The sequence below is a fragment of the Candidatus Poribacteria bacterium genome (genome assembly GCA_009839745.1).
In the GTDB taxonomy this organism is placed as follows: Bacteria; Poribacteria; WGA-4E; order WGA-4E; family WGA-3G; genus WGA-3G.
In genome coordinates, this window is sequence record VXPE01000089.1 from 16,970 (window position 1) to 43,145 (window position 26,176).

General features: G+C 50.1%; 18 protein-coding genes and 2 pseudogenes. 11 read left to right on the forward strand and 9 right to left on the reverse strand.

All coding sequences use genetic code 11. The features are described 5' to 3' along the window. Positions 1-135 precede the first annotated feature (135 nt). The gene (locus F4X88_14500) at positions 136-1,122 is read right to left on the reverse strand and encodes a deacylase (GenBank protein ID MYA57501.1); all 987 of its coding nucleotides are present in this window, start codon (positions 1,120-1,122) and stop codon (positions 136-138) included. A gap of 141 nt (positions 1,123-1,263) precedes the next feature. Here F4X88_14500 and rpiA point away from each other — a divergent pair, with 141 nt between their 5' ends. Both rpiA and F4X88_14510 read left to right on the forward strand, forming a co-directional pair. Continuing rightward, positions 1,264-1,953: a ribose-5-phosphate isomerase RpiA gene (gene rpiA, locus F4X88_14505; GenBank protein ID MYA57502.1), complete on the forward strand. Its 690-nt coding sequence runs from the start codon at positions 1,264-1,266 to the stop codon at positions 1,951-1,953. Between the two features lie 5 nt (positions 1,954-1,958). Continuing rightward, positions 1,959-2,816: a YjbH domain-containing protein gene (locus F4X88_14510; GenBank protein ID MYA57503.1), complete on the forward strand. Its 858-nt coding sequence runs from the start codon at positions 1,959-1,961 to the stop codon at positions 2,814-2,816. Positions 2,817-2,826: 10 nt separating this feature from the next. On the opposite strand, the gene F4X88_14515 is transcribed toward F4X88_14510, so the two are convergent. The 7 genes from F4X88_14515 to F4X88_14545 form a co-directional block, all read right to left on the reverse strand. Further along, positions 2,827-3,729: an OmpA family protein gene (locus F4X88_14515; GenBank protein ID MYA57504.1), complete on the reverse strand. Its 903-nt coding sequence runs from the start codon at positions 3,727-3,729 to the stop codon at positions 2,827-2,829. Further along, positions 3,722-4,030, reverse strand: a complete 309-nt coding sequence (locus F4X88_14520) for an RNHCP domain-containing protein (GenBank protein MYA57505.1) — start codon at positions 4,028-4,030, stop codon at positions 3,722-3,724. Before F4X88_14520 ends, F4X88_14515 begins: the two co-directional genes overlap by 8 nt. A gap of 315 nt (positions 4,031-4,345) precedes the next feature. Further along, the gene (locus tag F4X88_14525) at positions 4,346-5,215 is read right to left on the reverse strand and encodes an AAA family ATPase (protein MYA57506.1); all 870 of its coding nucleotides are present in this window, start codon (positions 5,213-5,215) and stop codon (positions 4,346-4,348) included. 236 nt (positions 5,216-5,451) lie between these two features. Beyond that, the gene (locus tag F4X88_14530; GenBank protein MYA57507.1) at positions 5,452-6,690 is read right to left on the reverse strand and encodes an ArgE/DapE family deacylase; all 1,239 of its coding nucleotides are present in this window, start codon (positions 6,688-6,690) and stop codon (positions 5,452-5,454) included. 166 nt (positions 6,691-6,856) lie between these two features. Beyond that, positions 6,857-7,270 (reverse strand): cupin domain-containing protein, encoded by a 414-nt coding sequence (locus tag F4X88_14535; GenBank protein MYA57508.1) that lies wholly within the window; start codon positions 7,268-7,270, stop codon positions 6,857-6,859. A gap of 72 nt (positions 7,271-7,342) precedes the next feature. Next, positions 7,343-8,536 carry an 8-amino-7-oxononanoate synthase gene (bioF, locus tag F4X88_14540; protein ID MYA57509.1) on the reverse strand — a complete coding sequence of 398 codons (1,194 nt, stop codon included), beginning with the start codon at positions 8,534-8,536 and terminating at the stop codon, positions 7,343-7,345. Positions 8,537-8,636: 100 nt separating this feature from the next. Next, positions 8,637-9,551 carry a sugar phosphate isomerase/epimerase gene (locus F4X88_14545; protein ID MYA57510.1) on the reverse strand — a complete coding sequence of 305 codons (915 nt, stop codon included), beginning with the start codon at positions 9,549-9,551 and terminating at the stop codon, positions 8,637-8,639. Between the two features lie 258 nt (positions 9,552-9,809). Between F4X88_14545 and F4X88_14550 the strand changes: the two genes are divergently transcribed. From F4X88_14550 to F4X88_14585, 8 genes and pseudogenes are all read left to right on the forward strand, one after another. Further along, entirely contained in the window at positions 9,810-10,649 is an 840-nt protein-coding gene (locus F4X88_14550; GenBank protein ID MYA57511.1) for a phytanoyl-CoA dioxygenase family protein, read from the forward strand. Between the two features lie 36 nt (positions 10,650-10,685). Then, positions 10,686-11,729, forward strand: a complete 1,044-nt coding sequence (locus F4X88_14555; protein MYA57512.1) for a Gfo/Idh/MocA family oxidoreductase — start codon at positions 10,686-10,688, stop codon at positions 11,727-11,729. 48 nt (positions 11,730-11,777) lie between these two features. Further along, positions 11,778-12,542, forward strand: a complete 765-nt coding sequence (locus F4X88_14560; protein MYA57513.1) for a class I SAM-dependent methyltransferase — start codon at positions 11,778-11,780, stop codon at positions 12,540-12,542. 232 nt (positions 12,543-12,774) lie between these two features. After that, a pseudogene (locus F4X88_14565) lies at positions 12,775-13,977 on the forward strand (DUF1549 domain-containing protein). Positions 13,978-16,592: 2,615 nt separating this feature from the next. Then, on the forward strand, positions 16,593-18,071 hold the full coding sequence (locus F4X88_14570; protein ID MYA57514.1) for a DUF1501 domain-containing protein: 1,479 nt from the start codon (positions 16,593-16,595) through the stop codon (positions 18,069-18,071). 235 nt (positions 18,072-18,306) lie between these two features. Continuing rightward, positions 18,307-19,887, forward strand: coding sequence for an AAA family ATPase (locus tag F4X88_14575; protein MYA57515.1), 1,581 nt, complete (start codon positions 18,307-18,309; stop codon positions 19,885-19,887). A 58-nt stretch (positions 19,888-19,945) separates the two neighbouring features. Then, a complete protein-coding gene (locus F4X88_14580) occupies positions 19,946-21,103 on the forward strand; it encodes a potassium channel family protein (protein ID MYA57516.1) in 1,158 nt (385 codons plus the stop codon). Between the two features lie 23 nt (positions 21,104-21,126). Continuing rightward, complete coding sequence (locus F4X88_14585; GenBank protein MYA57517.1) at positions 21,127-23,553, forward strand: tetratricopeptide repeat protein; 2,427 nt, start codon at positions 21,127-21,129, stop codon at positions 23,551-23,553. Positions 23,554-23,677: 124 nt separating this feature from the next. On the opposite strand, the gene F4X88_14590 is transcribed toward F4X88_14585, so the two are convergent. Next, the gene (locus F4X88_14590; GenBank protein MYA57518.1) at positions 23,678-24,187 is read right to left on the reverse strand and encodes a hypothetical protein; all 510 of its coding nucleotides are present in this window, start codon (positions 24,185-24,187) and stop codon (positions 23,678-23,680) included. Between the two features lie 306 nt (positions 24,188-24,493). On the opposite strand from F4X88_14590, the pseudogene F4X88_14595 reads away from it, so the two are divergent. After that, a pseudogene (locus F4X88_14595) lies at positions 24,494-26,176 on the forward strand (N-6 DNA methylase).

A 26,176-nucleotide genomic window follows, 5' to 3' on the forward strand; every position in this document is an offset into this window, starting at 1 on the left:
CTCCTCATAAAGCGATGGATCCATGGAAGAAATGAAAACGAAAACCAAGCCCGTAAGCGAAGCGGAGGGCGACGCTTGAGAATGACACGTCAGCGTCCTAATCCACGTCGTTTACCCGCAAGGTAAAATTAAAAATTAGAGATATTTGATCGGTGTGCCGATTTTGCCGATGATACCACCGCTGGCGACCATTGGATAGACGGGTTTTGCCCAGAAAATACCATCGACTGGCGCACGGATAGACTCCCGAACCTTGCCAAACACATCGCAGATGTCCGCTATAGGTTGATACATCGCAAGTCGATCATACAATTCCGCCTTGTAATAGACGAATCCGCCTTCGTTGCTGAGGACGGGTACAAACTTTTTAACAACGATCTGTCGGTCAGGAATCTGTGGTGTTCCGGCAATGAATTTATAATATTGTAAAACATTGCGCACACCGCGCACCCCCTTTTCGATGCTCTCTGCATCCCATCCGTGGGTGCCCCCTAATTCGGGATCAATTGTTGGAATGCCGACCTCTGGTGCCGCTTGCGCGAGTTGTCCTTGGGGTCCCTTCTGATTGAGAATATGTCCTATGCCGAAAACGCGTGCGAGTTCAAGACAGGCACCGTGAAGCGCGTGTTTCTCGTCAACCCGCACCCGGACCTCGTCGATCATCGGGTGTACCCCACCTTGGTGCAGATCAAGACAATAATCGGCTTGCTGAATGGCGCGTCGAAAGAGATGATATGCTGTCCGTTCGCTCGATGTTCCATCGCGCCTACCGGGAAAACAGCGGTTCATTTTACGGTTGTCTACAGGGCTGAGCGCCTGTTTCGTATGAAACGCGTGAAAATTGACGAGGGGGACGGCGATAATCTTCCCATATAACTGCTCTGGTGTGATCGTAGAGAGCACTCTGTGAACAACGGCGATTCCGTTGAGTTCATCACCGTCACTAATCGCTTGTATGTAAAGTGTTTTGCCGGGGTACGTCCCGTTGATTAGCACAACAGGCAATCGGACAGCCGTTCCATCGGGCATACTGCCGACTTTGATATGTCCTTCTGTTCGGGTTCCGGGTTCGGCGACTAACTGTCCAACGACCAATTGGCTACGGCGAATTTTATTCCTCATAACGGTTATTTTACCAAAATCAGCGAAATAAGTCAAATCATTAGCCGTCAGGGGTCAAGGTTTAGATTCGGAGATCCCTCCTACTGGATTTCAGATTATCTCTTGATTTGAACACGATTTTCTGGTAAACTTATACGTATCATGAACACAGAAAATCAGAAAAAAATTGCTGCAGAAAAAGCGACAGAGCGCGTCCGATCCGGCATGGTTGTGGGATTAGGGACGGGTTCCACCGTTTACTATGCCCTCCTGAAACTCGGTGCGATGGTGCGGGAAGGGCTTGATATTATAGGGATTCCGACCTCTGCAGGCACTGAAAAAATTGCGACAGCACAACAGATACCCCTCGCGACGCTCGCTTCACATCCGAGTCTCGATCTGACGATTGATGGTGCCGATGAGGTAGACAAAGACCTCAACCTCATCAAAGGTGGCGGCGCGGCACTCGTCAGAGAAAAAATCATCGCCAACGCATCTAAAGAGATATTGATTGTTGTCGATGAAAGCAAAGTATCACGTGTCCTCGGCACGACCTTTCCACTTCCTGTCGAAATTGTGCGATTCGGGTGGGAGGCAACACAAACCGAAGTCAACCGGATTTGTGGAAAATCAACGTTACGTCTTTCACCGGCACAGGATGGAAACCAGTTTCCTCTTATCACTGACAACGGAAACTATATCCTCGATTGCCACTTTGATGGGATTCCTGCGCCTGAAGCGGTTGAGTTGCAACTGAACAACATCCCCGGCGTAGTGGAGAATGGGATATTTGTGAACCGTGCCGACAAAATCATCATCGGCACGCCTTCCGGTATCCGGTATATGGGCTAACACCAATGGTTAAATACCAAATCTTATTCCTCCTGTTCCTTCTTGCCTTTATCACGATCTCACATCCAGCCAGCGGTGAAATATTTACAGAAAGCGGATTGGTGGACCTCCCAACGGGGAATGTGCTGAAACACGGGATATTCGGGGCAGGCACATATATGGCGTTCCAGCATTCCTCGGAAACCCTGCGCGCAATTGGAGAGAATAACGTCTTTGGCAACGCTATTGCGATTCGTCTCAACTTCGGACTGTTTGATCGGGTTGGGGTCGGGTTAAAATACCTATGGAACGAACACGACGCTGCATCCTTCATCGATTGGACTGCGACCCTCAAGGTTCAACTTTTAAAAGAACAAGAGGTTGGCACGATTCCGAGTGTAGCGATAGGGATCGAGACGCTCAGCGATAGACTTTTTTCGGGAAATTCGGAAGCGGAAGAGAACGAAAATCCCGCAGCGTTTCTTGCCATCAGCAAGACCTTTAATCTGCCACGGATTCATCAGTTCTCTGGACACCTCGGCGTTGGTACCCAGCGGTTTGCTTTTGGAGAAAGTCCTATCGGTCTGTTTGTCGGACTGAGCAAAGAATTTCAACCGGCTTTCGCGAGGGGCGACATCACGATGAACTTGGAATTCGATGGTGCAGGTGTGAACGCGGGGATGCGGTATATCACCCCAAGCGGACTTCAGGTCGCCCTCGGTGCCGAGACCTTGAACACCCCAGACGAATTGCGGTATCTTGCCGCTGTTTCGTGGACAAACGAGCGACTGGTCGATCAGATCAATGAAACGAGAGGGTTGATTAAACGCGCGACAGAACTCGCTATTGAAGCGAAACGCTCGGTTTCACGGGGTTCTAAATAGCAAGCAGAAATTATTGAGACCCCTTCGTCTCAATAGATTCCATCACCTTTTGGAGGGATGTCAGTAGTTCAGATAAGAAGTCTTGGGGTGGCACGAGTATAATTTCGATTCTCCGATTCTTGGCTTTCGCTTCGGATGTGTCGGCGGTATCTATCGGTTGGTAGAACGCGTATCCTGTCGCCGCCAAGCGTTGGGCATCGACCTCCGCATGCACCTGTAAATATTTTACGGCAGCGATTGCGCGTTCGGTTGAGAGGTTCCAGTTTCGGAGTTCGGAACCACCAATAGGAGCGTCATCGGTATGCCCCTCGACCCGCACCGCATAATCAGCATAATTCGTATTCAGTAGAACTTCCTCAGCGATTGCATCCAGAAGTGCCTTCCCCTCTGTGCTTAGGATCGCACTGCCTGTCTCAAACAGAATTTTCCCTTTAACATCGAGTTTCAACCTTCCAGCGTCATCCAATACTGCCCCGACTGTATCTTTAAATTTTTCTTGGATAGCAGCGATTGAACGCTGTGATTGTACCCGAATTCGTTGTAATTCCGATTCAATCTCGGTCAGTTTCGCGCGGAGCCCCTCTTTTTCGCGTTCAAGCGCGTTTTTGTCCTGTTGGAGCGCGTTCCGCTCGGCGGCAATTTTCCGAGCGGCTTCGCTTTCATTTTCTAATATTTCCTGCGTTTGGCTGAGTTCTGAACGCGTTTTTTTCAGCGCGCCTTGGGTTTCGGTTAACTTTTTCTCCAGATCGGCTCTTGCGGTTTCAGTTCTCCGCAAGGTGGCATGGGTAGCAGCCAGTTCCGCCTGTGTCTGTTCGAGTTTGCCCGAAGTTGAATGGAGCATCACCGCCAGAACGATGGCAGCGATAACGGCAATACAGATAGATATAATTACGAGGATTCCTTTTTTAGACATTGTTTAATTCTCCCTGTAGGTTCAGGATCGCCTCGAAGTTGTCGTTTTTTGATGTGTTGTTTTTTTTATCTATACCACACGTTGTGCAGCGGTGGGTCAGGATATAATCACCGTGTTTTATCGTAAAGCCTACCGGTTCCATCAAGCCGAGACAGGACGCGGCTCGGTCGCCGGGGTTCACGTCAACATGCCGGCTCCAGAGGCATTCCGGACAGTGATTGGTATAGCCGTTCCCCTCGACGGCGGCACCACACTGCACGCAGGTAAAGTTTTCAATGTGGCGTTGAAATTTTTTGTTCACCGGTTAGTACTGACATTTCTCCCTTGACGGATTCGGTCCACTGTTCGCTTTAAACTTGGAGAGGCAGAAGCGGCGCGTTCCAAATCCCAATGGTCTCGGACAAACTGAATCAACCGAGGGTTATATTCATTTCCTGTTTTTGCGGTTTTATCGTTTCGTGCTGGCACAAGTGCCTCTCTCAATCTTGTATTTCTGCTCCTTCGGGCAAGTGATACAAGGAACTCCTTGGGAGAACCGATCTCGTCGGTGTTTCGTGGAATACGATTAACGGGTATGGCTAGAAATTCTGCAACAGAACGACAAGAATTACATTGTTTAATCCCATTTTAATAGACTCAGCTGTGCAGCATGTTCAGGACCAGTTTTTGAAAGCACAGCCTCACCGACCGTAAGACCTGCTTCAAGTAACCTTCGGACGGGCTTAATATCCCACGCTGGTATGACCGTTGTATTCGTTTCTGTGGGTGCTAGCATTAAAACTTCCGTGCCATCAATTCCCTGCTCTGTGAGAAGTGCATCACTATGGGTGCTAACAAAGACTTGCCGTCGTCTGCTTCTTTGCATCCGAGAAATCAAGGGCGCAAGTTGCGACACAATTCCGAGGTTCAATGAAAGTTCCGGTTCCTCCAATAAGAGAACCGAGTCACTTTCAAGGAGTGACCATAGAAGTCCAAGCAACCGGAGTGTCCCATCGGAAAATTGATCTTCTCGTTGCCAAACTCCTTGCGCACGCCAGTGGGAATAGAGCGCCCGCAAATGTGGATGTCCTGTGATTTCGTCGCGGCAAAACTCCAATTGTTTAAACTGTGGCACAGCGATCTGGAGTGCTGATTCAATTTTTTTCAACCGAGAACGCCGCGTTCTTTCCGTAACACTGGCGACTCGTTCGAGAAATCCCTGTCCAAAGGGATCTTCTTCAACAATTCTACCCTGAATTGAAGCCGCAAAGCGAAGCAGCTGCGGAACTAAATGGAGGTAGGTAACATTTCCGAGGAACTGTGCAATCTCTCGGAATTTCGCATTCATATTGACCTGCTCCAGAAAGGTCTGGGTAAGACGATCCTGATCCACTTCATCATCTTTATCCGGTCTTTGTAGAAGTAATTCACTCTCTTTCCATACTTGTTCATTCAATTTTTTGCAATAAGTCGATTGATAATCATAACAGTAATACCATTTCTGAATAACCGTTTCTCATTAGCGAAAACCCACTCGTAGGGGCGAGGTCCCCTCGCCCGTCTAATCCGTCCGAATCCTCATAGCATTTCAAAATCTCTGAAATGCGAATTTATTTTTCAGATTTGGTATAAGATTCCCTCCACGATAGCGTACAAATATGATATAAAAATCATAACACATTCGGTGAGCAAATGCCATCCCAAAGGATGCTGGAGCTTGGTTTGCTCCGACTCATTCCAAAACTATAATTCTGCGCGCGTCATGAAGGTTGCGTAGATAGCGGAGGTTCTGACCAGATCAGGAATATGCACGCGTTCATTGATGGCATGCCCGCCCTCGCCACTGGGTCCGTAGCCAACGCCGGGTAAGCCTGTATTGACAAAATAGTGCAAGTCCGTAAATCCGGTAGTGCCTTTAAATCTCGGCTGATTGAAACGGACTCTGCGCACTGCATCGGCGAATGCCTGCGCTATCGGTGAGTTAATATCCGTCAAACACGGCTCAATACGCAAGATGGCTCGCGCCTCTGCGACCAAATCGGGATAGTATTGGCACGCCCCAGAAATCGCCTCCCGCAATTCGAGCTCGGCAAATTCCAGCTCCTCGTTGGGTGTAATCCGTCGATCAATGGAGAACGTGACGCGCGCCGGAACGGTGTTGACTTTATCGCCATCGGTGCCGCGGAACGTTCCACCGATGTTCACTGTCGGATACCGATCACTGCCATCCGTGAGTTTAAATGCCCGCTCAGGCGACCTCAAATTCCGCTTAACCCGTTGTAACGCTGTCACGAGTTCAGCAGCCTTCTCAAAGGCGTTTATCCCCTTATCCGGCTGTGCGCCGTGCGCTGCTTTGCCTTGGACTTCAACCTCTAACCAGAGGACCCCATTATGTCCGTTGCCGATGTTCATCTCCGAACCACCTTCGCAATTGACGACGTAATCCGCACGAACCAACCCTTCCTCAACGACATACCCCGCGCCCAACTCGCCACCGGTCTCCTCATCACAGGTGAAAGAGCACTCAATGTTAAACTGCGGTTTGACACCCGTCTCTTGAACCGCCTGAATTGCGAACAGAAGGGCAGCAATGGCATCTTTCATATCGTCGGCACCACGTCCGTAAAGCCATTCCCCCTCAATCTCGCCGCTGAATGGGTCATTGAAACGCCAGTCGCCTGCAACGGGGACCACATCGTAGTGTGCGTTGAAATGGACAGTCTTCTCTGCCCCGACATCCCAACGCGCGATGAGATTCAGTCGTGGATGGCTTTCAGCATTCGGGATAACCTGCGCAGCACGCGCTGTGGGGACCTCGGCGATCTCGGTCTGCATCCCCAATGCCTGACACTTCGCGTCCAGGAGCCCAACAATTTCGGCATAATTTTCGCCGGGTGGGTTGACAGTGGGAATCCTGACGAGTTCCTGAAGCAAGGCACAAAGCGCGGCTTGATTGTCCTTAATATAGGTTTGAATGGACATCTTTAATTTTTCCTTGCGGATAAGTCATAGCATCTGTGAATCTAATGCTTTTCGTGTTCGAGTCGTCCTCCACTTCGTTACGGACTCGGGATCCGATTTTAAGAAGGACATACAAAATAATCACCGGTTCGTATTTTAATTTTTCCTTGCGGATAATTAAAAACCCCTATTTGACAACCGCCTGATCCCCCGCGGACAAATGCGCCACGGTTTCGCCTGTCTCCGTAAAGGTCCGGGTCACGCTGACAGACGCATAGGTCCATAGGATTTTCATGGGAGCATCGCTCTCATTCCAAAACCGATGCGGGATACCCGCTGGCACAAATGTCGTGTCAAAGGCTTTCATGGTAAAGACTTCACCATCAACCTCGCAGGCGGCTTCGCCTTCGAGAATTGTAACGGATTCATCGCAGTTGTGATAGTGACGTGCGATCGCTGCACCTGGGTCAAACATTGTCACGCCGTTGGTGAGTGATGTGGAATCAATCCATTTACCGGCTAACGGGACGGTTTTCACGCCGGTGCCTCGGTCGATAGGGTTCTGTTTCTCAAAGTCGATGATGTGTGCTTTTGCACTCATTTTTGATTCACCATCTTTCTTAAGATTTGCCTAATTTTAGCATGAAGGGAGAAAAATTTCAAGAGATGAAATTTAGGAAAGGACTGCTGCAAATGCGTCAATCGCGCGTTGGATCTCTGCTTCGGTGTGTGTTGCCATGACGGTTAGCCTTAAACGACTCGTGTCTGGCGGTACTGCTGGCGGACGGATCGCTGGCGCGAACACGCCCTCGGCGAGTAACGCATCCGCAATATCTGTTGTCCGTTTCGGGCTGCCCAAGACTACGGGAAGAATCTGCGTTTCACTCGGTAGTAGGGTGTACCCTAAATGCGTCAAGGCAGTTTTGAGACATCTTGCATTCGAGAATAGACGTTGCTGCAGTTCAGGCGAGGCGCGAATTACATCAAGTGCTGCATTTGCAGCAGCCAACGTTGCCGGTGGCAGTCCTGTCGTGAAGATAAAGCCACGCGCCTTGTTAATGAGCAATTCAATCAGTGCGCGACTCCCTGCAATATACCCACCGAGCGCGCCAACCGCCTTGCTGAGCGTCCCCATCTGAATAATGTTTTCCGCTTCCAATCCGAAATGCGCGAGGGTCCCACCTCCGTTCTTCCCTAAGACGCCAAACCCGTGTGCATCATCTACCAGCACCATTGCATCGCGCGCTGCAGCGAGGTTACAAATATCGGGTAGGGGTGCAATATCGCCGTCCATGCTGAAAACGCCATCTGTCACGATGAGTCGTCGCTGAAATGCATGGGATTCTGATAACACGGATTTGAGGTGTTCCATATCGCAGTGTCGATAGACTTTTTTGGTGGCACGGCTGAGACGGCATCCGTCTATGATACTGGCATGGTTAAGCGCATCGCTGAGGATGAGGTCGCCTTCCCCGGCAAGCACGGGAATCACACTCGTATTCGCAGCATAGCCGGAACTGAAGACGAGTGCGGCTTCGGTCCCCTTTGCCGCCGCAAGATTGGTTTCCAAACTCGTGTAGCGTTCGCTATTCCCTGAGATGAGACGTGAACCGCTTGCCCCAGTGCCAAACGTCCGCGTCGCCTCGACAGCAGCAGCGATCACCTTGGGATGCGTGCTTAATCCCAGATAGTTGTTTGAACCGAGCAATACAACATCGCGCCCATCCAGATTAATTGTCCCTGTTGGGGCACTCCTGACGGTGCGGAGGTGGCGGCGTAAACCGGCTTCCTCCAGTGTTGCACATTCCACGTCCAACCAGTTTTCTAATTTACCTTGCGGTTCGGTCAGGGGAGTCTTAGGTCTCATCTTTCTTTGCATAGATCCAGAGGAAATCCGCAGAAATATCCAAGCAAAAACCCTCCGCTTCGCTTACGGACTTAGTTCTTGAGGCTATACCGTAGCAGATTTATCCGATGAATTGTCTCAGGAAGATATGGCTTTGGTTTAAGGCGCGCTGCCGCGCTTCCAAGGTCTCTTCGTAGGCTCGATCTTCTACCTCAACGCAGACTGCGCCTTCATAACCGGTATCGCTCAAAACAGAGAAGAAACTGCCCCAATCGACATCCCCCAATCCCGGCAGTTTCGGCGTATGATACGACAACGGCGTTGCGAGGATGCCGACCTCGTCAAGTTTCGCTCTGTCCAACCGAGCGTCCTTTGCATGCACGTGGAAGATCCGATCCGCAAAGGTAACGAGCGGTTTCAGGTAGTCCATCTGGAGCCAGATACAATGCGAGGGATCGAAGTTGAGTCCGAAATTCGGGGCGGGAATCTCTTCAAACATCCGTTCCCACACTTCGGGACAATAGGCGAGGTTTTGTCCGGCGGGCCATTCGTCTTCGGTGAAGAACATCGGGCAATTCTCAATCCCGATGCGGATACCGTGGTCGGCGGCGAATTGGATTAAGGGGGTCCATACCTGTTTGAAACGGTGCCAATTCGCATCTATCGTGCGGGTCTGGTCTCTACCGATAAAGGTATTCACGATGTCTACGGACAGACGTTCCGCCGCCAGCATCAGTTTTTTGAGGTGTTCGCTATAGATAGCGGCTTCCGCTTCATCGGGTGTTAGCGGGTTGGGATAGTAGCCTAATCCGCTGATGGTTATCCCGGCATCCGAGACGCATTGCAGGATTTCATCCGCTTCCTTTTCGGAAAGTTCCGCTGCATCCACATGCGTAACACCGGCGTAACGGCGTTCGGCTTTTCCTTTGGGCCAGCACATCAATTCAACGCAATCATAGCCGGTGTCCGCCGCGAACTGGACAACTTCTGCCAATGTCTGCTCCGGCAAAATTGCACTCACAAATCCGAGTTTCATACACAACCTCTGTTTCGTTTTCAGACATTTTACTACAGAAAGGGGCAGTGTGCAAGTGTATCTTTAAATAAAAACAGGACTTACGCAAATTGGGCAAAAAACAGTGTATTTCCGTGATTTAACCCCCTAAATCCCCCTTATCAGGGGGACTTTAAGAGAAAATGCGTAAGTCCTATAAAAAGATATTTGACGGAAACTAAAAGGGTGTGTATAATTCAGGAAAGCGAACATGTCCAAACAATCCAACAGGAGTGAAAAATGACACCGGAACAACGTTATCTGTTCGACGTTACGGGCTACTTACACCTCAAAGGCGCAGTCAAAGGCGATGCCCTGAAGGCGGCACAGGCGGCTGTGGATCAATATATCCATACACCGCTTGATGAACGTCCCGAAGGATTCACGACGCGTCCGCGCGACTTGGAACCCGGCAAAGGCGGAAGATATGAACACGGATTCGCCTTTGATCGGTCGCTTGAAGCGATGACAGTGCATCCCGCTATCTGGTCCCTTATCAAAGAGTTCACCTTCGACAAACCCCGGTTTGTCACCGGCACGCTTACCCTCGAACAGCACAACCCGGACAGGCAACCGATGGGGACAAATCCAGCAGGTTTGCACTGCGCACGTGAGGGACGGCACTGGCTCACCCGTTACGAGGTTCAGAACAGCCACATTTACTGCAACGATTTTGTGGCGTTTTTCTATCTGACAGATGTGCAGCCCGGTGACGGTGGGCTTATTGTTATCCCCGGTTCGCATAAGAGCAAATTCGAGAGACCTGAAGATCTTTTAATCCCGGGACCCGACGGCATTGATCCCGAACCGGATGACGTTTTTACAAACATTACCCCCAAGGCAGGGGATTTCGTTGTCATCTCTGAACTCCTGACACACGGTATTTTACAGTGGAAACCGAAGGATCGCGACAGACGCTTTCTGATTCTCCGCTATCGTCCGCAATATGAAGGGAACCCGACGCTGCCGGAGACAATCATCAACCGACTAACACCTGAAGTCCAGGAGCTGGTGCAAACCGCGTCTTATGGACATACGAAAGAAATCGTCAAACAAGATGTCGTAGCGTTAAGCGTTTAACACCTTACTGACCGAACCGCAAGGAAAATTAAAAAAATGGGAACGAATCAATATCGTGCTTGCATCGTTGGCTGTGGCAGAATGGGTGGCACCATTGATGAAGAGGTCCGTGCGACACCGCACGGGGCATTGCCCTATTCACACGCCGCAGGGTATACCGCTTTCGAGCGGACAGACATTGTCGCCGCTGCAGATGTCGTCGAAGAGAAGGCACAATACGTCTGTAACAAATGGAATATCCCGAAATACTACTTAGACTATCAAGAGATGATCCTTGAAGAGAAACCGGATATTGTCAGCATCGCGACACGTCCGGGGAATCATGCCGACATCACGCAGTTCGCAGCGGAAAACGGTGTGAAAGGCATCTATTGCGATAAACCGCTGTGTGCGTCTATGGAAGAAGCCGATGCCATGGTAGAAGTCTGCGAAAAATACAACGTCAAGTTCAACCTCGGCACGCAGCGGCGTTACACACCCGGCTACATCAAGATGCGCGAGATCCTCGAAAGCGGTGAACTCGGTGAAAGACGATCTATCATCGCTTATAGCGGAGGTTCCGCGCTTTGGGGTTACACACATGCTGCGGATATGCTGCTCTTCTTGGCAAGCGATTCTCCGATAGAATACGTCCAAGGCAACGTTGCCGTGGATGACGCCGATTTTGAGGACAACCGCACGGACACCGATCCTGGGATCGTCATGGGATTCATCCGTTTCCAGAACGGCATTACCGGCATCAGTATTCCCGGCACGGCTTATGAATTTGAGGTGAACTGTAGCGAAGGCACAGTGCGTGCACTCAATAACGGACTCGGTTTCCATCTCCGCAAACGGCAGGGGGAGTTTAACGAGATTTTGGAAGCGCAATTCCCACCCTACGAACGCAAGAGCGGCACGGTTGGCTGCATCGAAGACATCGTCGAGGCGATCGAGACGGATACCGAGACACAAGGCAACATCCACCTCGCACACCGAAGCACCGAGATGGTCTTCGCAATCGTTGACTCACAACGGCAGCGGGGACTCCGAGTGCCGATACCGATGGAAAACCGAGGGCTCTACCTCGGCAGGTGGTGAGCCACCTTTTAAGGATGGACAGGATTCAAAAAATAGGGAGTCAAATTGATGTTCAGAAAACTTGGCGAGTTGACTAAACAGCCTGCCCTGAAATTGCTGATTGTTAGCGTGGTGCTCCTACTGAGTCACGCCATAAATGCGCAAAATGCGGAGCGTCCAGCCAGCACGCGTTATGCACAGAGAACGCCAAGCCGAGACGGTATCGGCAAATTCTACATGGGACGCGAAATCTCTCACGTGATGGGACACCAAGGCGCGGACTGGTTGGAGCGTCCGGAACGTGTACGCGAAGAGATGCCAAACATCCTCGTCGAACTGCTGAAACTCAAAGAAGGGGATGTCGTGGCGGATATCGGTGTTGGGACGGGTTACATCGCTCGGCGGATCGCTCCGAAAATCGGTGAGACAGGAACCATTTACGGCGTTGATATTCAGCAGGAGATGCTCGACCTGCTTGATGAGAAAATGACGGCGGCAGGGATCACGAACGTCAAAGGGGTCTTGGGCACCATCACCGACCCGAAATTGCCGCCGGCCTCCGTAGACGTGGCGATTATGGTGGATGTCTACCACGAGTTTTCGCATCCGTATGAGATGCTGCAGAATATCTGCCGAGGTCTCAAAACGGGCGGCAGGGTTGTTTTCGTGGAATACCGCGCCGAAGACAGGCGTGTGCCGATCAAGCGTTTGCACAAGATGAGTGAGTTGCAGGTGATCAAAGAGGCGACCCCCCATCCGCTTGTGTGGGTAGAAACGCTCGATGACCTGCCGTGGCAGCATGTTATCATCTTTGAGAAGATTGGGGTCCCGTAGGACATCTCCTTACGATTGAGCATACACCAGATTTCGACAATCAGAACCGGAAATATTTGACAAAAATGCAACCGCATCGTAAAATAGCGTAATATTGCTAAACCTTTTTGTTAACGAAGCGTCACAATTGCTAATACCGTTATAGCAAGCTGCAGCGTGCGTTTTTTATGCCGCATTGCTGCCTACAACGCTGAAAAGGGAGAGAATACCAGTGAAGACTGCTAACAATACGATTCCACTAACGGGAGCCTTGTTGGTATGTTTCTGTCTCGCCGTATTAGGACTTCCGACTGCCTCTGCGGAACACCACGAAACGCCACAAACCCCCCTTAATTACAATCTCGACATCCGCCCGATCCTTTCGGATAATTGCTATGCTTGCCATGGACCAGACGCGAAGAGTCGGCAAGCCAACCTACGGATTGATACGAAAGCCGGGGCGTTCTCTGAACCGAGCGGATATCCGGTCATCGTTCCCGGTAAACCCGAAGAGAGTGAACTCCACATTCGCGTCACCTCCAACGATGACAATTACCGCATGCCGCCTGCGGGTTTCAACAAGACACTGACACCGGAACAAATTGAAGCGATTACACAGTGGATCCAAGAAGGTGCGAAATGGGAAGAGCACTGGGCATTCACGACACCCGTCCGTCCAACGCCACCTGCTGTCAAGGACGGCACCTGGGTCCGAAATCCCATTGATGCGTTCATACTCTCACGCCTTGAAAAAGAAGGTTTACACCCCGCAAACGAAGCCGATAAGCGGACGCTCATCCGACGCCTAAGCCTTGATCTCACTGGCTTACCCCCGACGCGTGAGGAAATTCACCAATTTCTCGCAGACGATTCACCCGAGGCTTACGAAAAAGTGATTGATGCCTTCATGGCAAAGCCGGAATACGGTGAACATTTCGGACGCTTCTGGTTAGATGTCGCACGTTACGGCGACACACACGGACTCCATTTAGATAACTACCGTGAAATGTGGCCCTATCGCGACTGGGTCATCGAGGCATTCAATCAAAATATGCCTTTTGACCAGTTCACGATCGAACAATTAGCCGGGGATCTCTTGCCGGAACCGACGCTTGACCAAAAGATCGCCACGGGTTTTAATCGATGCCATGTCACGACCAGTGAAGGTGGCTCGATCGATGAGGAATATTATGTCCAATACGCGATTGACAGAGCAGACACCACCTCAACCGTCTGGATGGGACTAACTGTTGGATGCGCCCAGTGTCACGATCATAAATACGATCCGATCACGCAGAAGGAATTCTATCAACTCTACGCCTATTTCAACAATATTACCGAAAAGGCGATGGACGGCAACCGTAAGGACTCTCCCCCTGTTGTGAAGTTGCCGACGCCAGAGCAGGAAGCCGAACTCGCCGCGTTTGACGAACAGATCGCCGAACTGGATACGCAGACGAAAGCACCTATCCCTGAAATAGATGCCACGCAAATCGCTTGGGAAAACAGGATACCCCGCTGGACAACACTGAAACCGAACTCGCTTTACTCAAAAGGTGACGCGACCCTTGAAGTTTTAGAGGATAATTCTATCTTAGCCAGTGGCACCAATCCTGAACAGGAAATCTACGAGATTATTGCGGAACTGCCACCCGGTAAATGGAGTGCCGTTCGTTTAGAAGGTCTCACACACGAATCCCTGCCGGAAAATGGGTTCGGTAGAAGTAGTAACGGCAATGTTATTTTGACGGATTTCGCGCTCTTCATCGCGCCCTCCGTAGCGGATAGCGAGGCACCCGCTGAACCGGAAAGCACGGATACCGAGGTTAATGCTGAAACGCAAGCAGAGACCGGAAGCACCGTCGAGACTGAAGCACAAGCAGAAAATACGCCTACCCTCGAAACCGATGCCGAAGATCAAACAAACAGCGAATCCACAGATGAAGCATGGGCAGAAGTAGAAAATGAGACTGAAAGCGTCGATACCGATGCCCCGTGGACGCGTATTCAAGTCGTGCATGCATGGGCAGACCACGAGCAAGCACTCGGAGAAAACAATCTCGAGGGTGTCGTTGCAAATGCGATTGACGAGAAACCGGAAACGGGATGGGCACTCGACAGAAAGAGTGAAAATCGGCAAGCCATCTTCCTTGTCGCCGCCCCCTTTGGAATGGAAGGTGGCAGATTGAAAATTCGTCTCAAACACGAATATGATTTGCGACAGAAGCAACTCGGACGCTTCCGCCTCGCGCTTACAGATGTCACAACGATCTATCCCATCGGCTCCAAAATCACTTTGGACGACTGGCACGCCGCGGGTCCGTTCACTGCTGGACACGGCAACCTCGCTTTTTATAAGGCATACGAACCTGAAACGAAAGAGGTCAACACAGGCGATACCTATGAGGTAGATGGAAAAACCATCAAATGGGAGAAGCACGCGCATTGGGTTGACGAACAGGTGCATAACGACATCGTTGGTGAAAACAGTGCCACCTATCTCTTCCGAAACATCGTCTCTGTTACACAACAGAAAGCACTACTCTATATTGGGAGCAACGATGCCCTGAAGGTTTGGATGAACGGTCAGGAACTCCTCGCCAAAAACGTTCAACGGGATGCCGCTGCCGACCAAGAGCAGATACAGGTCACTCTCAAGCCCGGTAACAATAAGCTGCTCCTGAAAGTCGTCAATTACTCGGGTCCCTCCGGTTTCTACTTCCGTATGGAAAGCGAACCCCCGATGGTGCCAGCAGATATTGTCGATATCGCGGGAATATCTCGCGGTGAACGTGAAACCGCACAGATGGAACAGATTCGAGATTACTACCGGCAGAACATTACGCCAGATAAGACAATCAATGAAAATACCAAGCGCGCCTTCGGGGAACTGAAAACGCTTTTTGCGGATCTATCGGAGGTCCAAGGGAAACGGGACACCCTCGATGCTTCGGTTACGACGACGCTCGTCATGCAAGAGCGAGAGGAACCGAGAGGGGCATACGTCTTAGCACGCGGTGAATACCAGCACCGAGAGGAACAGGTATATCCGCAAACGCCAGCAGTGCTACCAGCCATGCCTGAAGACACAGCACCGAACCGCTTCGGCTTTGCGAATTGGTTGCTTTCACCCGAGCATCCCCTGACTGCCCGTGTCACGATCAACCGTTTCTGGCAAAACGTCTTTGGGATGGGGATTGTGGAAACATCAGAAGATTTCGGGACACAAGGGAAACCGCCGGTGCACCCGGAACTTCTCGACTGGCTCGCGACGGAATTCATCGCCTCTGGGTGGGATGTGCAAGGTATGCTCAAATTGATGCTCACTTCGGCAACATACCGGCAGAGCGCACAGGTCACGCCCGAAAAATTGGAACGCGATGCAGATAACCTCCTCCTCTCTCGGAGTCCGAGGTATCGACTCGATGCCGAAATCGTGCGAGATAACGCTCTTGCCCTCAGCGGCTTGCTGTATCCTAAAATTGGCGGTCCGAGTGTAAAACCCCCGCAACCCGATGGACTCTGGAAAGCCGTCGGGTTTACCGGATCCAACACGGACACATTTGTTCAAGATACCGGGGCTGATAAGGTATACCGCAGGAGCCTCTACACGTTCTGGAAACGGACGGCACCCCCGCCACAGATGAACATTCTCGACGCGCCTTCACGTGAAGCTTGCACAATCCGCCGTGAACGGACCAACACACCGATGCAGGCGTTAATGCTGATGAACGATCCGCAATTCTTTGAAGCGGCGCGTGCGTTCGCAGAGCGCACTATCAAGGAGGGCGGCGAAACACCCGAAGCACGTATCGCCTATATCTTTGAGATGGCAACGGCTCGCCTGCCGAAACCGAAGGAGGAGGCACTGCTTTTGAAGACGTTCCAAGCCCACTATGCGGAGTTGGAAACGGACCCAGAAGCAGCCAAAGAACTCATTGCTGTCGGTGAGTCGCCACCCGATGAAACCTTAGATGCAGTCGAAGTCGCTGCATGGACAATGATTGCAAACCTGATTCTCAACCTGGACGAAGTCCTGAATAAAGGGTAGATTAAGCAAGGAGATAGACAATGGACCCGGTTAAAGAATATTTGAAACTTGAAACACGCCGTCAATTCTTCGGTAAATGTGCGTCAGGTCTCGGTGGTGCGGCACTCGCTACGTTGCTACCGAATGCGATTGCCAACGCGCTTGAGAGCCAGGCGACACCGAGATTTGGCGGTTTACCAGAGTTACCACACTTTGCGCCGAAAGCCAAACGTGCCATTTACCTATTCATGTCCGGGGCACCCTCCCAACTGGACCTCTACGACTATAAACCGAATATGGGGAAATGGTTCGATACGGATCTCCCAGAATCCGTCCGGATGGGTCAACGCCTCACAACGATGACCTCAGGACAGGATAAATTCCCGATCGCACCCTCTATATTTGAATTCAAGAAGTATGACAACGGGGGTGACGGTGTATGGCTTAGCGAACTGCTACCGCACACGGGAGCGGTGGCGAAAGACCTTGCGATTATCAAGACGGTTCATACCGAGGCGATTAACCACGATCCGGCTATCACCTTCTTCTGTACCGGTGATGAAAGTCCGGGTAAACCGAGTCTTGGGGCATGGTTGAGTTACGGGCTTGGGAGTGAAAACGAAAATTTGCCCGCGTTTATCGTAATGAACGCCACATGGAGCGGTCCGAAGGGCGCACAAGCACTTTATAATCGACTGTGGGGATCCGGGTTCCTCCCGTCGGAACACCAAGGCGTACTCCTACGGAGTCAAGGTGATCCTGTCCTCTTCCTCTCGAATCCGGAAGGTGTCAATGAAAAGACGAGAAAACAGATGTTAGATACCCTCGTTGAACTCAACAAGGAACTCTATGAGGAAGTGGGTGATCCCGAAACGCATGCCCGTATCTCACAATACGAAATGGCATTTCGGATGCAGACGAGTGTCCCTGAACTTACGGATTTGTCCCAGGAACCCGAGCACGTCTTAGAACTGTATGGACCTGAGGTCAAAACCCCCGGGACATTTGCCAACTGCTGTATCCTTGCACGTCGGATGATGGAACGCGATGTCCGTCTTGCGCAAGTCTTCCACCGGGGTTGGGATCAACACGGGGAGCTGCCCAAAAACATCCGCAACCAAGCCCGCGATATCGATCAGCCCTCGGCTGGACTTATCACAGACTTAAAACAGCGTGGAATGCTTGATGAAACCTTAGTCGTCTGGGGTGGCGAATTTGGACGAACTGTCTACTGTCAAGGCACGCTTACGCCGGATAACTACGGACGCGACCACCACCCGAAATGCTTCACGCGCTGGATGGCTGGCGGCGGTATCAAAGGCGGTGTCGTCCACGGCGAAACCGATGACTTCAGTTACAATATCGTCAAAGATCCTGTCCACGTTCGCGATATAAATGCGACGATCCTCCATCAACTCGGTATCGACCACGAGCGGTTAACCTTCAAGTTCCAAGGGCTTGACCATCGATTAACGGGCGTTGAGGAGAGAGCGCGGCTCGTCCGTGAGATTTTAGCATAAAGGGTTGGACTTCGCACAAGGACGTTTTTCCGAAAGGGCTGTTTTTAATCATTCAAAATTCCTCGGAAAAATAGATTTCACTTCCGCAAGGTTCGCTATCTCGGCTTCGTATCAGGATGTCCGTTATACGACAAACACAATATGGCAATGGCTTAAGAATAAACTCGCCAGTCGAAGTTAAGAATGTCGTAGGTAGTGAGGATGCGTCCATACAAACCGTATCTGACCTTTCAAGATGGCGAGCGTTATCAAATCGCCATTGATGCAATCCGAACAAGCAACATCCTATTCCTTCCTTGGAGGCTTCATGCCCAAACTATTTGTCAAAAATTTCATAAATATCCGCGAAGCAGAAATCGATATGGATAAAACCTTGGTGGTTTTCATCGGTGAAACCGCCAGCGGGAAAAGCGTCCTCGCGAAACTGATCTATCTTTTCCAAGAGTTAATCGGCGACTTTCGCCAACACATCAGACACATTAATGCCTACCCTCCAGAACATTTGAAAACGCCAGGACAAGAATTGGCGACGGTCTTTCGCACACAAATCGCTCGTAAATTCCGTGAGTTTTTTGGTGATGCCAAAGGGTTCGCAAAACTAAATAGTCATCAGCAAGAGATTGGAACGGAAGAGAAGAAGGGTGAAAAAGAGGAGACCCATCCCTCCGTCCCTCCACCCCGCGAGCCAAATGTCGATAGCGACTTTGAAATCGTTTATCACTATACAGCTGAAAGTGCCATCAGACTGACGCTAACCGATGAGAAATCGCTCCATATTGAATTACCCACCGTTATGGACGAAGTTGAAGACCTGTGTTACAACCTATTGGAGAAACTGAAAAGCATTGACCTAAAACAATCCGACAGCACTGAAACGGCGTCTGACGCTCCTAAAGAAACAGATGCGTCTTCAGAAAGTGACGCTCAACTCAATAAGAACGCCGATCAATTCCATTACATTTTGAATATGGCGATCGGAATGAGCAAGATCACGGAGAAATTAGCCGGTAAACATCGTGACGGTCTCTTCATTCCGGCAGATAGAAATATCGCTGCCAACTACCCAGATGCCCTTAAAAGAATCTTCTATGGTGGCATAAAAAGCGACCTCAATACGCGCGCCGCAACCCGTTCACGTGCCAATCTCCATCTTATCGCACGCTTCTTGGAAAAAAATGAAGAATTCCTCGATATCTTCAGCACACAGAACTTCCGGAGCCTTTTTGACGAAAGGATCGAGGAAGAATCGAGAGATGTCGATAAACCGATGATGGAATTCCTGCTCAAGAAAATTTCCTTTATCTTAAACGGTGAATACGAAACGACAGACAAAATTTCTCAATCCCGTCTTTTTTTTCACCCAGCGGGTGAGAGCACAACATTCTTAGAAAACGCCTCGACAGGGCATCAAAATCTCATTCGGATCCTACAAGATGCCTTCATGAGTATGCTTTACAATGAAATGATTTTCCGCGTGATTGAAGAACCCGAAGCGCATCTCCATCCAACAACCCAGAAACACCTCATGCATATCATCGCCCTGATGCGAAATTACATTGACAGCCAAATCGTTATGACAACCCACAGTCCATATCTTTTGGCGGTGCTTAAAAACCTCCTAACCGCCGGGCGACGGTCAAAGAAAAATCCAGAGGCTGCTGCTGCAATGGAGGCGCGTGTTCCAAAACTATGTTGGTTAATGCCTGAAGATGTGGAGGTTTATCATCTTAAAGACGGGAGAAGCCATTCTATTGTCCAATCGAAAAAGAAGTCGATTCTCAAAAATCCACTTGCCGATCTCCTTTCAGATTTTTAACACAACCTACACCGTCTACTGTATTATATAAAATAAATATCAAGGTAAAAATAGACAGATGTACGAGAAGCACGGAGAAACAATCAAAGCACAGACCTTCCTTGACGCCTTGCAAAGCGATGCCGTATCCGTTACCTTGACGAATTGCACGATCGAAGGGGTTGTTGACCTCTTTTCTATCGAATTGGAACGGGACGCGAATGACCGGATACTCCTCAATAAGAGACTCTCCTGCATCGGGTGTACGTTTAAAAACATCGTCAACTTTCGGACAGTCGTTTTCCACCAAGAGGTGGACTTTCGGCGCACGCTTTTTGAGTCGGATCTTGATTTCGATGAAGCGATTTTACACGGTCCCTGCGCATTCCGTGAAGCAATCTTCCAACGGCGTGCCGATTTCCACAGCGCAATCTTCCACAAGAGTGCCAGTTTTTGGCGGGCGCGATTTTATAACGCCGCTGATTTCCACAGGGTTCAATTCCGTGAAAACGCGGTTTTCCATGAGACGAACTTCCTCACTGAAGTCAATTTTCGTAGCGTGCTGTTCCAAGGCATCCTCGACTGCACAGGAACATGGTTCCCTGAAACGACAACATTCAGCAACGCCACATTTTTCGGGACTGCCCACTTCACCGCCGCACAGTTTGTCTCCGTCGCTGCCTTTGGCGACGTTAAATATACCCCAGACACTTTTTTCCACGCTGTGAAAGCCAAACTTGGCAGAAAACAGCACCGTCCGACCGAATTCTATTTAGATAGCCGATACATCGACGAGGTCGCGAACCCTTTTTTTCAAAGGTACGTCGCCGACCGGCAGTTCATACGTGCGTTCAATCAGGCAAATCCGATATTGGCAAAGTTATGGCGATGGAGTTCCGACTACGGTCGGAGCTTGGTCCTCTGGGCGTTCTGGTCTCTCTTTTTTGCGTTTCTGTTTGCGCTTGCGTATATGCCGCTCCCGACGTGGATGCCACCTTGGCTGCAAGACTGGACCCCTCGCTTCCATCAATCGACAGGTGCTTATAGTGGTGAGCCGTTAACCTTCTGGAACTGTTTCTATTTCAGCATTGTTACCTTCACGACGCTCGGTTTCGGGGATATCGTTGCGGATAACGCCGCTGCGCGTTTGCTCGTTACACTGGAAGTCATTTTCGGGTATTTGATGTTGGGCGGATTAATCAGCATCTTCTCAAACAAATTGGCGAGTCGGAGTTAAATCACGAAAGAAAAAGGTTTTCTATGCAAACCAGAATTTTACAGACATTCTTCGTTATTACCTTCATAGTATCTGCTTTCACAACACATACAACAGCACATGTAGCACCACAATCGGGAAACGCGGACTATGCGGACTATTTTGACTATATCACGCTTTTCTCGCAGGGACGCATCACCCGTTTTACAGAGATGCCGATCCGGGTGTATATCTCCCCTGTCCTTAGAGAGAGTCCATACCTCCCTGAAATCCGATATGCGATGGAAACTTGGCACACCGCCAGCGAGGGTGCTATCCGCTTCGAAGAAACTGAGACACCGCAGAACGCAGATATCCGCGTCAGCTGGGGATATACCGGTCTCCTCGCCGATTTCCAAGATACCCGACTCGGCAGTGCAGAACTCACACGCCTCAAAGATAGCGTCCAAATCGGCACCTTTTCTAATGGATTAGAGGTGGGTTCTATCACTACGGTTGAAGACCGAGAAACCGAGACACCACAGGAGATCAGTTTTACAGTAGAGGTTATCCTCATGTTAGAGGGTTACGGAACTGTCGGGGAATTGTCGCAGGAAGAGATGCGCACGGTATGCGTTCACGAATTCGGGCACGCAATCGGCTTGTGGGGACACAGTCCGCATCCGGGAGACATCTGTTATCCGACAGCGACCGCACAACTGCCGAGTGCGCGCGATATAGCCACGCTGCGTAAGCTCTATAATACCCCGCTTAATATGTCACAACACGATGTCGCTATCAAGGTACTGAAAACTGAGATTGAACAGAAACCCTACGCAGACCCTCAAACGCAGCTGCGGACACGCTATCTGCTCGGAGCCGTCTACTTCGACAAAGGCGATATACCCGCTGCTATCGCGACCTTCCAAACCTGTAGCGCGTTAAATCCGAAGTTTCAACCCGCACTAGAAAAACTCATTCACATCTACCACGAAACAGGGAAAACCGATCAAGCAATAGCACTTGTTGAGGAACGGATCGCGGGGAAACCCTCGGCGGCAGATTACAATACGCTCGGCATCTTCTACTACGACAAAAAGGACGTTGAAAAGGCGGTCCACGCCTTTGAAAAGGCACTGCACATCGCCCCGTATCACAAAGCCGCGCGGCGAAACCTGCATCAACTCCTCCGAGCCAAAGGCTTCAAAGCATTGGCATCAAAAGACTTTGAGACCGCTACCACCGCCTTTGAAAGGGTGTTACAGATGGAGCCCCTCGACGCCCCTACCTATCAACTCATGGGAAACGGATACGCGCAAGCCGGACACTTTGAGAAGGCTATCGACTACTATCAAAAAGCGATCGACCTGAATCCCGTGGATGCACTGACACAGCAAAATTTCGCACACTGCTATAACAATTACGGTGTATCGCTACGAAACCGTGGAGAATGGGACGCGGCAATTGAGGCGTATCGCAACGCTCTACGGTTGATGCCGACGCTCCAAATTGCTCGAACGAACCTGAGCGACGCATTTACCCGAAAGGCGAAGGCACATAGTGAAGCAGGCGAATTAGATGCAGCCGTGGCGGTGTATCTCGAATTGCAGAAACTCCATCCGAACGACATGCATATTCGGAATTTGCTTGGGGAGTTATATCTCAAAAAAGGCGACTACGCCGATGCGTTATCGGTATTTCAGCACGTTTATAACATCAATCCAAACGCCGATCACGCCCTACATAACCTCATTGCAGCGTCCCATCACTATGCACGAAGCCTCAGCGATATGGAAGACTACGGAACAGCGATTCAACTGCTTGAAAAGGCACTTCAACTCTCACCGACCGATCTGAATTTACGGTTGAGCCTGGCGAACGCCTATCAAGGTGCTGAGAACTACGAGCGTGCTGCTACGGAAATATCGCGCGTTTTGGCACAGGAACCCGGGAATCCACAGGCAAAAGAGGAGCAGATTAACCTGAAAATCCGACGGGGCAACGCCCTCATGCGGCAACGACAATACACCGACGCACTCGCTGAATTTGAGGCGATCCCTGAGTCTGCGCGCGACACCGAGATTTATAACACCATCGGCTATCTCTATCTCGTGGAAGGCGAACATGCGAAAGCGTTCGTTGGCTTTGAAACTGTTCTGCGGAAAGATCCGATTAACATGCCTGCCTTCAGGAATCTATTGTCATTAGAATCCCAGTTAATCCGCAAACGTGGCACTAAAACGAGAGAGGCTACCCTCGTCAAGGTCCGATGTCTGCTTGCCATCGCCTTGATGCATCGAAAGCAATCGACTGCAGCGGTCGAAAAATATCAATTTGCGCTGAATGCTGCGAAAAAATCTGGCACATCTGAAGATATAGATTCACACCTTATTGAAACCGGTAGACATCTCGCCAAGTGGTTCCAGCAACACGGGGATGCTGAAAACCGAGAGATGATTCTCGATTGGGTTGAAGAACACAGGGGTAATTGATTTTTCGAGAATCGCGAGCACAGCTCGCTCCTACAGAAATCGCTTTAAAAAGAGAAAGGTCGGGCAAAAAACCCGACCTAACGTGCAATAACGAATGAGATTTGCGTTTGCTACTGTGCGATGATTACTGTCTGCCGCCGCCACCACCGCCGCCACGCCAACGGTTCATGCGTTGCTGCTGGTCCATCTGACGTTTTTTCGTCAATTCGTTGAGCTTCGTCATCTGCTCTTCGGTCAATACCTCTTTGAGGTTCGTTTGGAACTCTTTCCCGACGGTTGCCGCAAAACTTTGCATCTCCGACATAGCGGCTCTCATGTCACCCGATGCCTGTGCCTCTTTCATCTTCGCTTGAAATTTATCGCGAGCCATCTGATAGATAGGACGTGCCTTCACGAGTGTCTCATCATCGACTTTCAGCGTGAAGGTCAAATCGATCCAAGAATTATCGACTAAAGACGCCGGGTTCATCATTCCCGTCATTCCCCTGCCGCCTCGGTCGCCGCCCTGACGGTTTCCGCGTTGCCCTTGTGCGTTCCGGTCGGGACGCTGTGCTGATGTTGCGTGTTCAAAAACAAACAAACCTACGATTGCGATAACTGCGATTGCACCGATTGTCAAAATTTTCTGCTTCATTTTTATTTCTCCTATTGGAATTTTGATTTTGTGAATGCCTCCAATGCTTTTTGAAAGGCGTTCACAATTTGGTTCTGCTTCTTTAGTCATATCTGTTCGGAAAAGGTTCGTTTTTTAATTTTCCCAGCAAATACAAAGATATGCTTATAGCGGCTTAATATTGGTAGGCGAGGTTTCTAACCTCGCCGATCTTCCCAAGCGGACAGCACGTTATAGCCCCTACAATTTCTCTTGAAATTGTCCTTCACATCCGTGTATAATTGGACTTATCCTAAGTTCAACCGCCAAAACACACGGAGAAAACTCGTGCCGACACTCAACATCAAATCGACACATAAACCCATCAGAAACTACTACACCGAACTTGCCGAATACGCGAAAGTCGGCGCAGAACACGAAGGCGCAGTCCGAACCGCATTCCAAAATCTACTCCAACACTACTGCCGACAAGCAAACCTCATCCTCGTATGTGAAAAGACACGCTACACCCCACAGAAAAGGCGGATCCAGATAGATGGTGAAGTCGTTGATGCGTTTGACTTGCCACACGGACATTGGGAAGCAAAAGATACACACGATGACCTCCCGACAGAAGCACGGCAGAAGTCGGAGGCAGGCTACCCGTTTAAAAATATGATCGTTCAGTCACCGACCCGGGCACTCCTCTACCAAAATGGGTATCTCCGACTTGATGTAGACCTCACGGATCCGAGCAACCTTATCAATCTGTTGAACACCTTCTTCGCGTATCGGGAAGAAAATATCGTTGATTGGTATGCCGCTGTTGAAGAATTCAAAGAAAAGGTTCCGGTGTTAGGGAGCGGTGTCGCAAAGCGTATTGAGATCGAAATGCAGGACAATCCCCAGTTCCGACAAGCCTTCCAGAGTTTCCATCAGCAATGCCGAGCATCCATTGATCCGAACCTCACTGAGGCACAAGTTGAAGAGATGCTCATTCAACATCTCCTCACCGAGCGAATTTTCCGCACCGTCTTCGATAATCCCGATTTTACTAACAGAAACATCATCGCCCAAGAAATTGAGAAGGTGATCCAGATCCTCACCCTTCGTTCTCCGAGTCGCTCCGAGTTCCTCCGTCCTCTGGATCCGTTCTACGTTGCGATTGAGAAAACCGCTGCTACTATCACCGATTTCTCACAGAAACAGGCGTTTCTAAATACCGTCTACGAGCAGTTTTTTCAAGGCTTCTCCGTCGATATTGCCGACACGCACGGTATCGTCTACACACCACAGCCGATTGTCGATTTCATGGTGAAAAGCGTTGAGCATGTTCTTATGACCGAATTTGGACGCTCACTGTCGAATATGGGGGTTCACATTATCGATCCATTTGTTGGCACTGGCAACTTCATCGTCCGACTCATGCAGGAGATCCGGGGGCGGCGATTGCCACAGAAATACCGTGAGGAGCTCCACTGCAATGAGGTGATGCTGCTCCCTTACTACATCTCCAGTCTGAACATTGAGCACGCCTATTACGAGAAAACCGGGAATTATGAACCTTTTCCACATATCTGCTTCGTGGATACGTTTGATACGTTCGGTCTGATGGATGCGCCGCACCAAACTGGAGAGTTTACCTATTTCACACCTGAGAATACGCTGCGGGTGGAGGAACAGAAAGAGGTCCCAATGTTCGTTGTTATCGGAAATCCCCCCTACAATGCCAGACAGACAAACGAGAACGATAACAATAAAAATAAGCCGCATGCAGGCGTTGATGCCCACGTCCGAGACACGTTTGCTGCAGATTCTAATGCACAGTCGAAAAACAAACTCTATGACCCGTACATTAAGGCATTCCGATGGGCAATGGATAAAATTGATGATAAGGGTATTGTGGCATTCGTAACGAAAACGGTTTTATTGATGGACAAATGTTTGACGGTATGCGGCAACATCTCGTAGATGAATTTGATAGGCTTTATATTCTGGATTTAGGTGGAAACGTCCGTAAGGGACAATCGG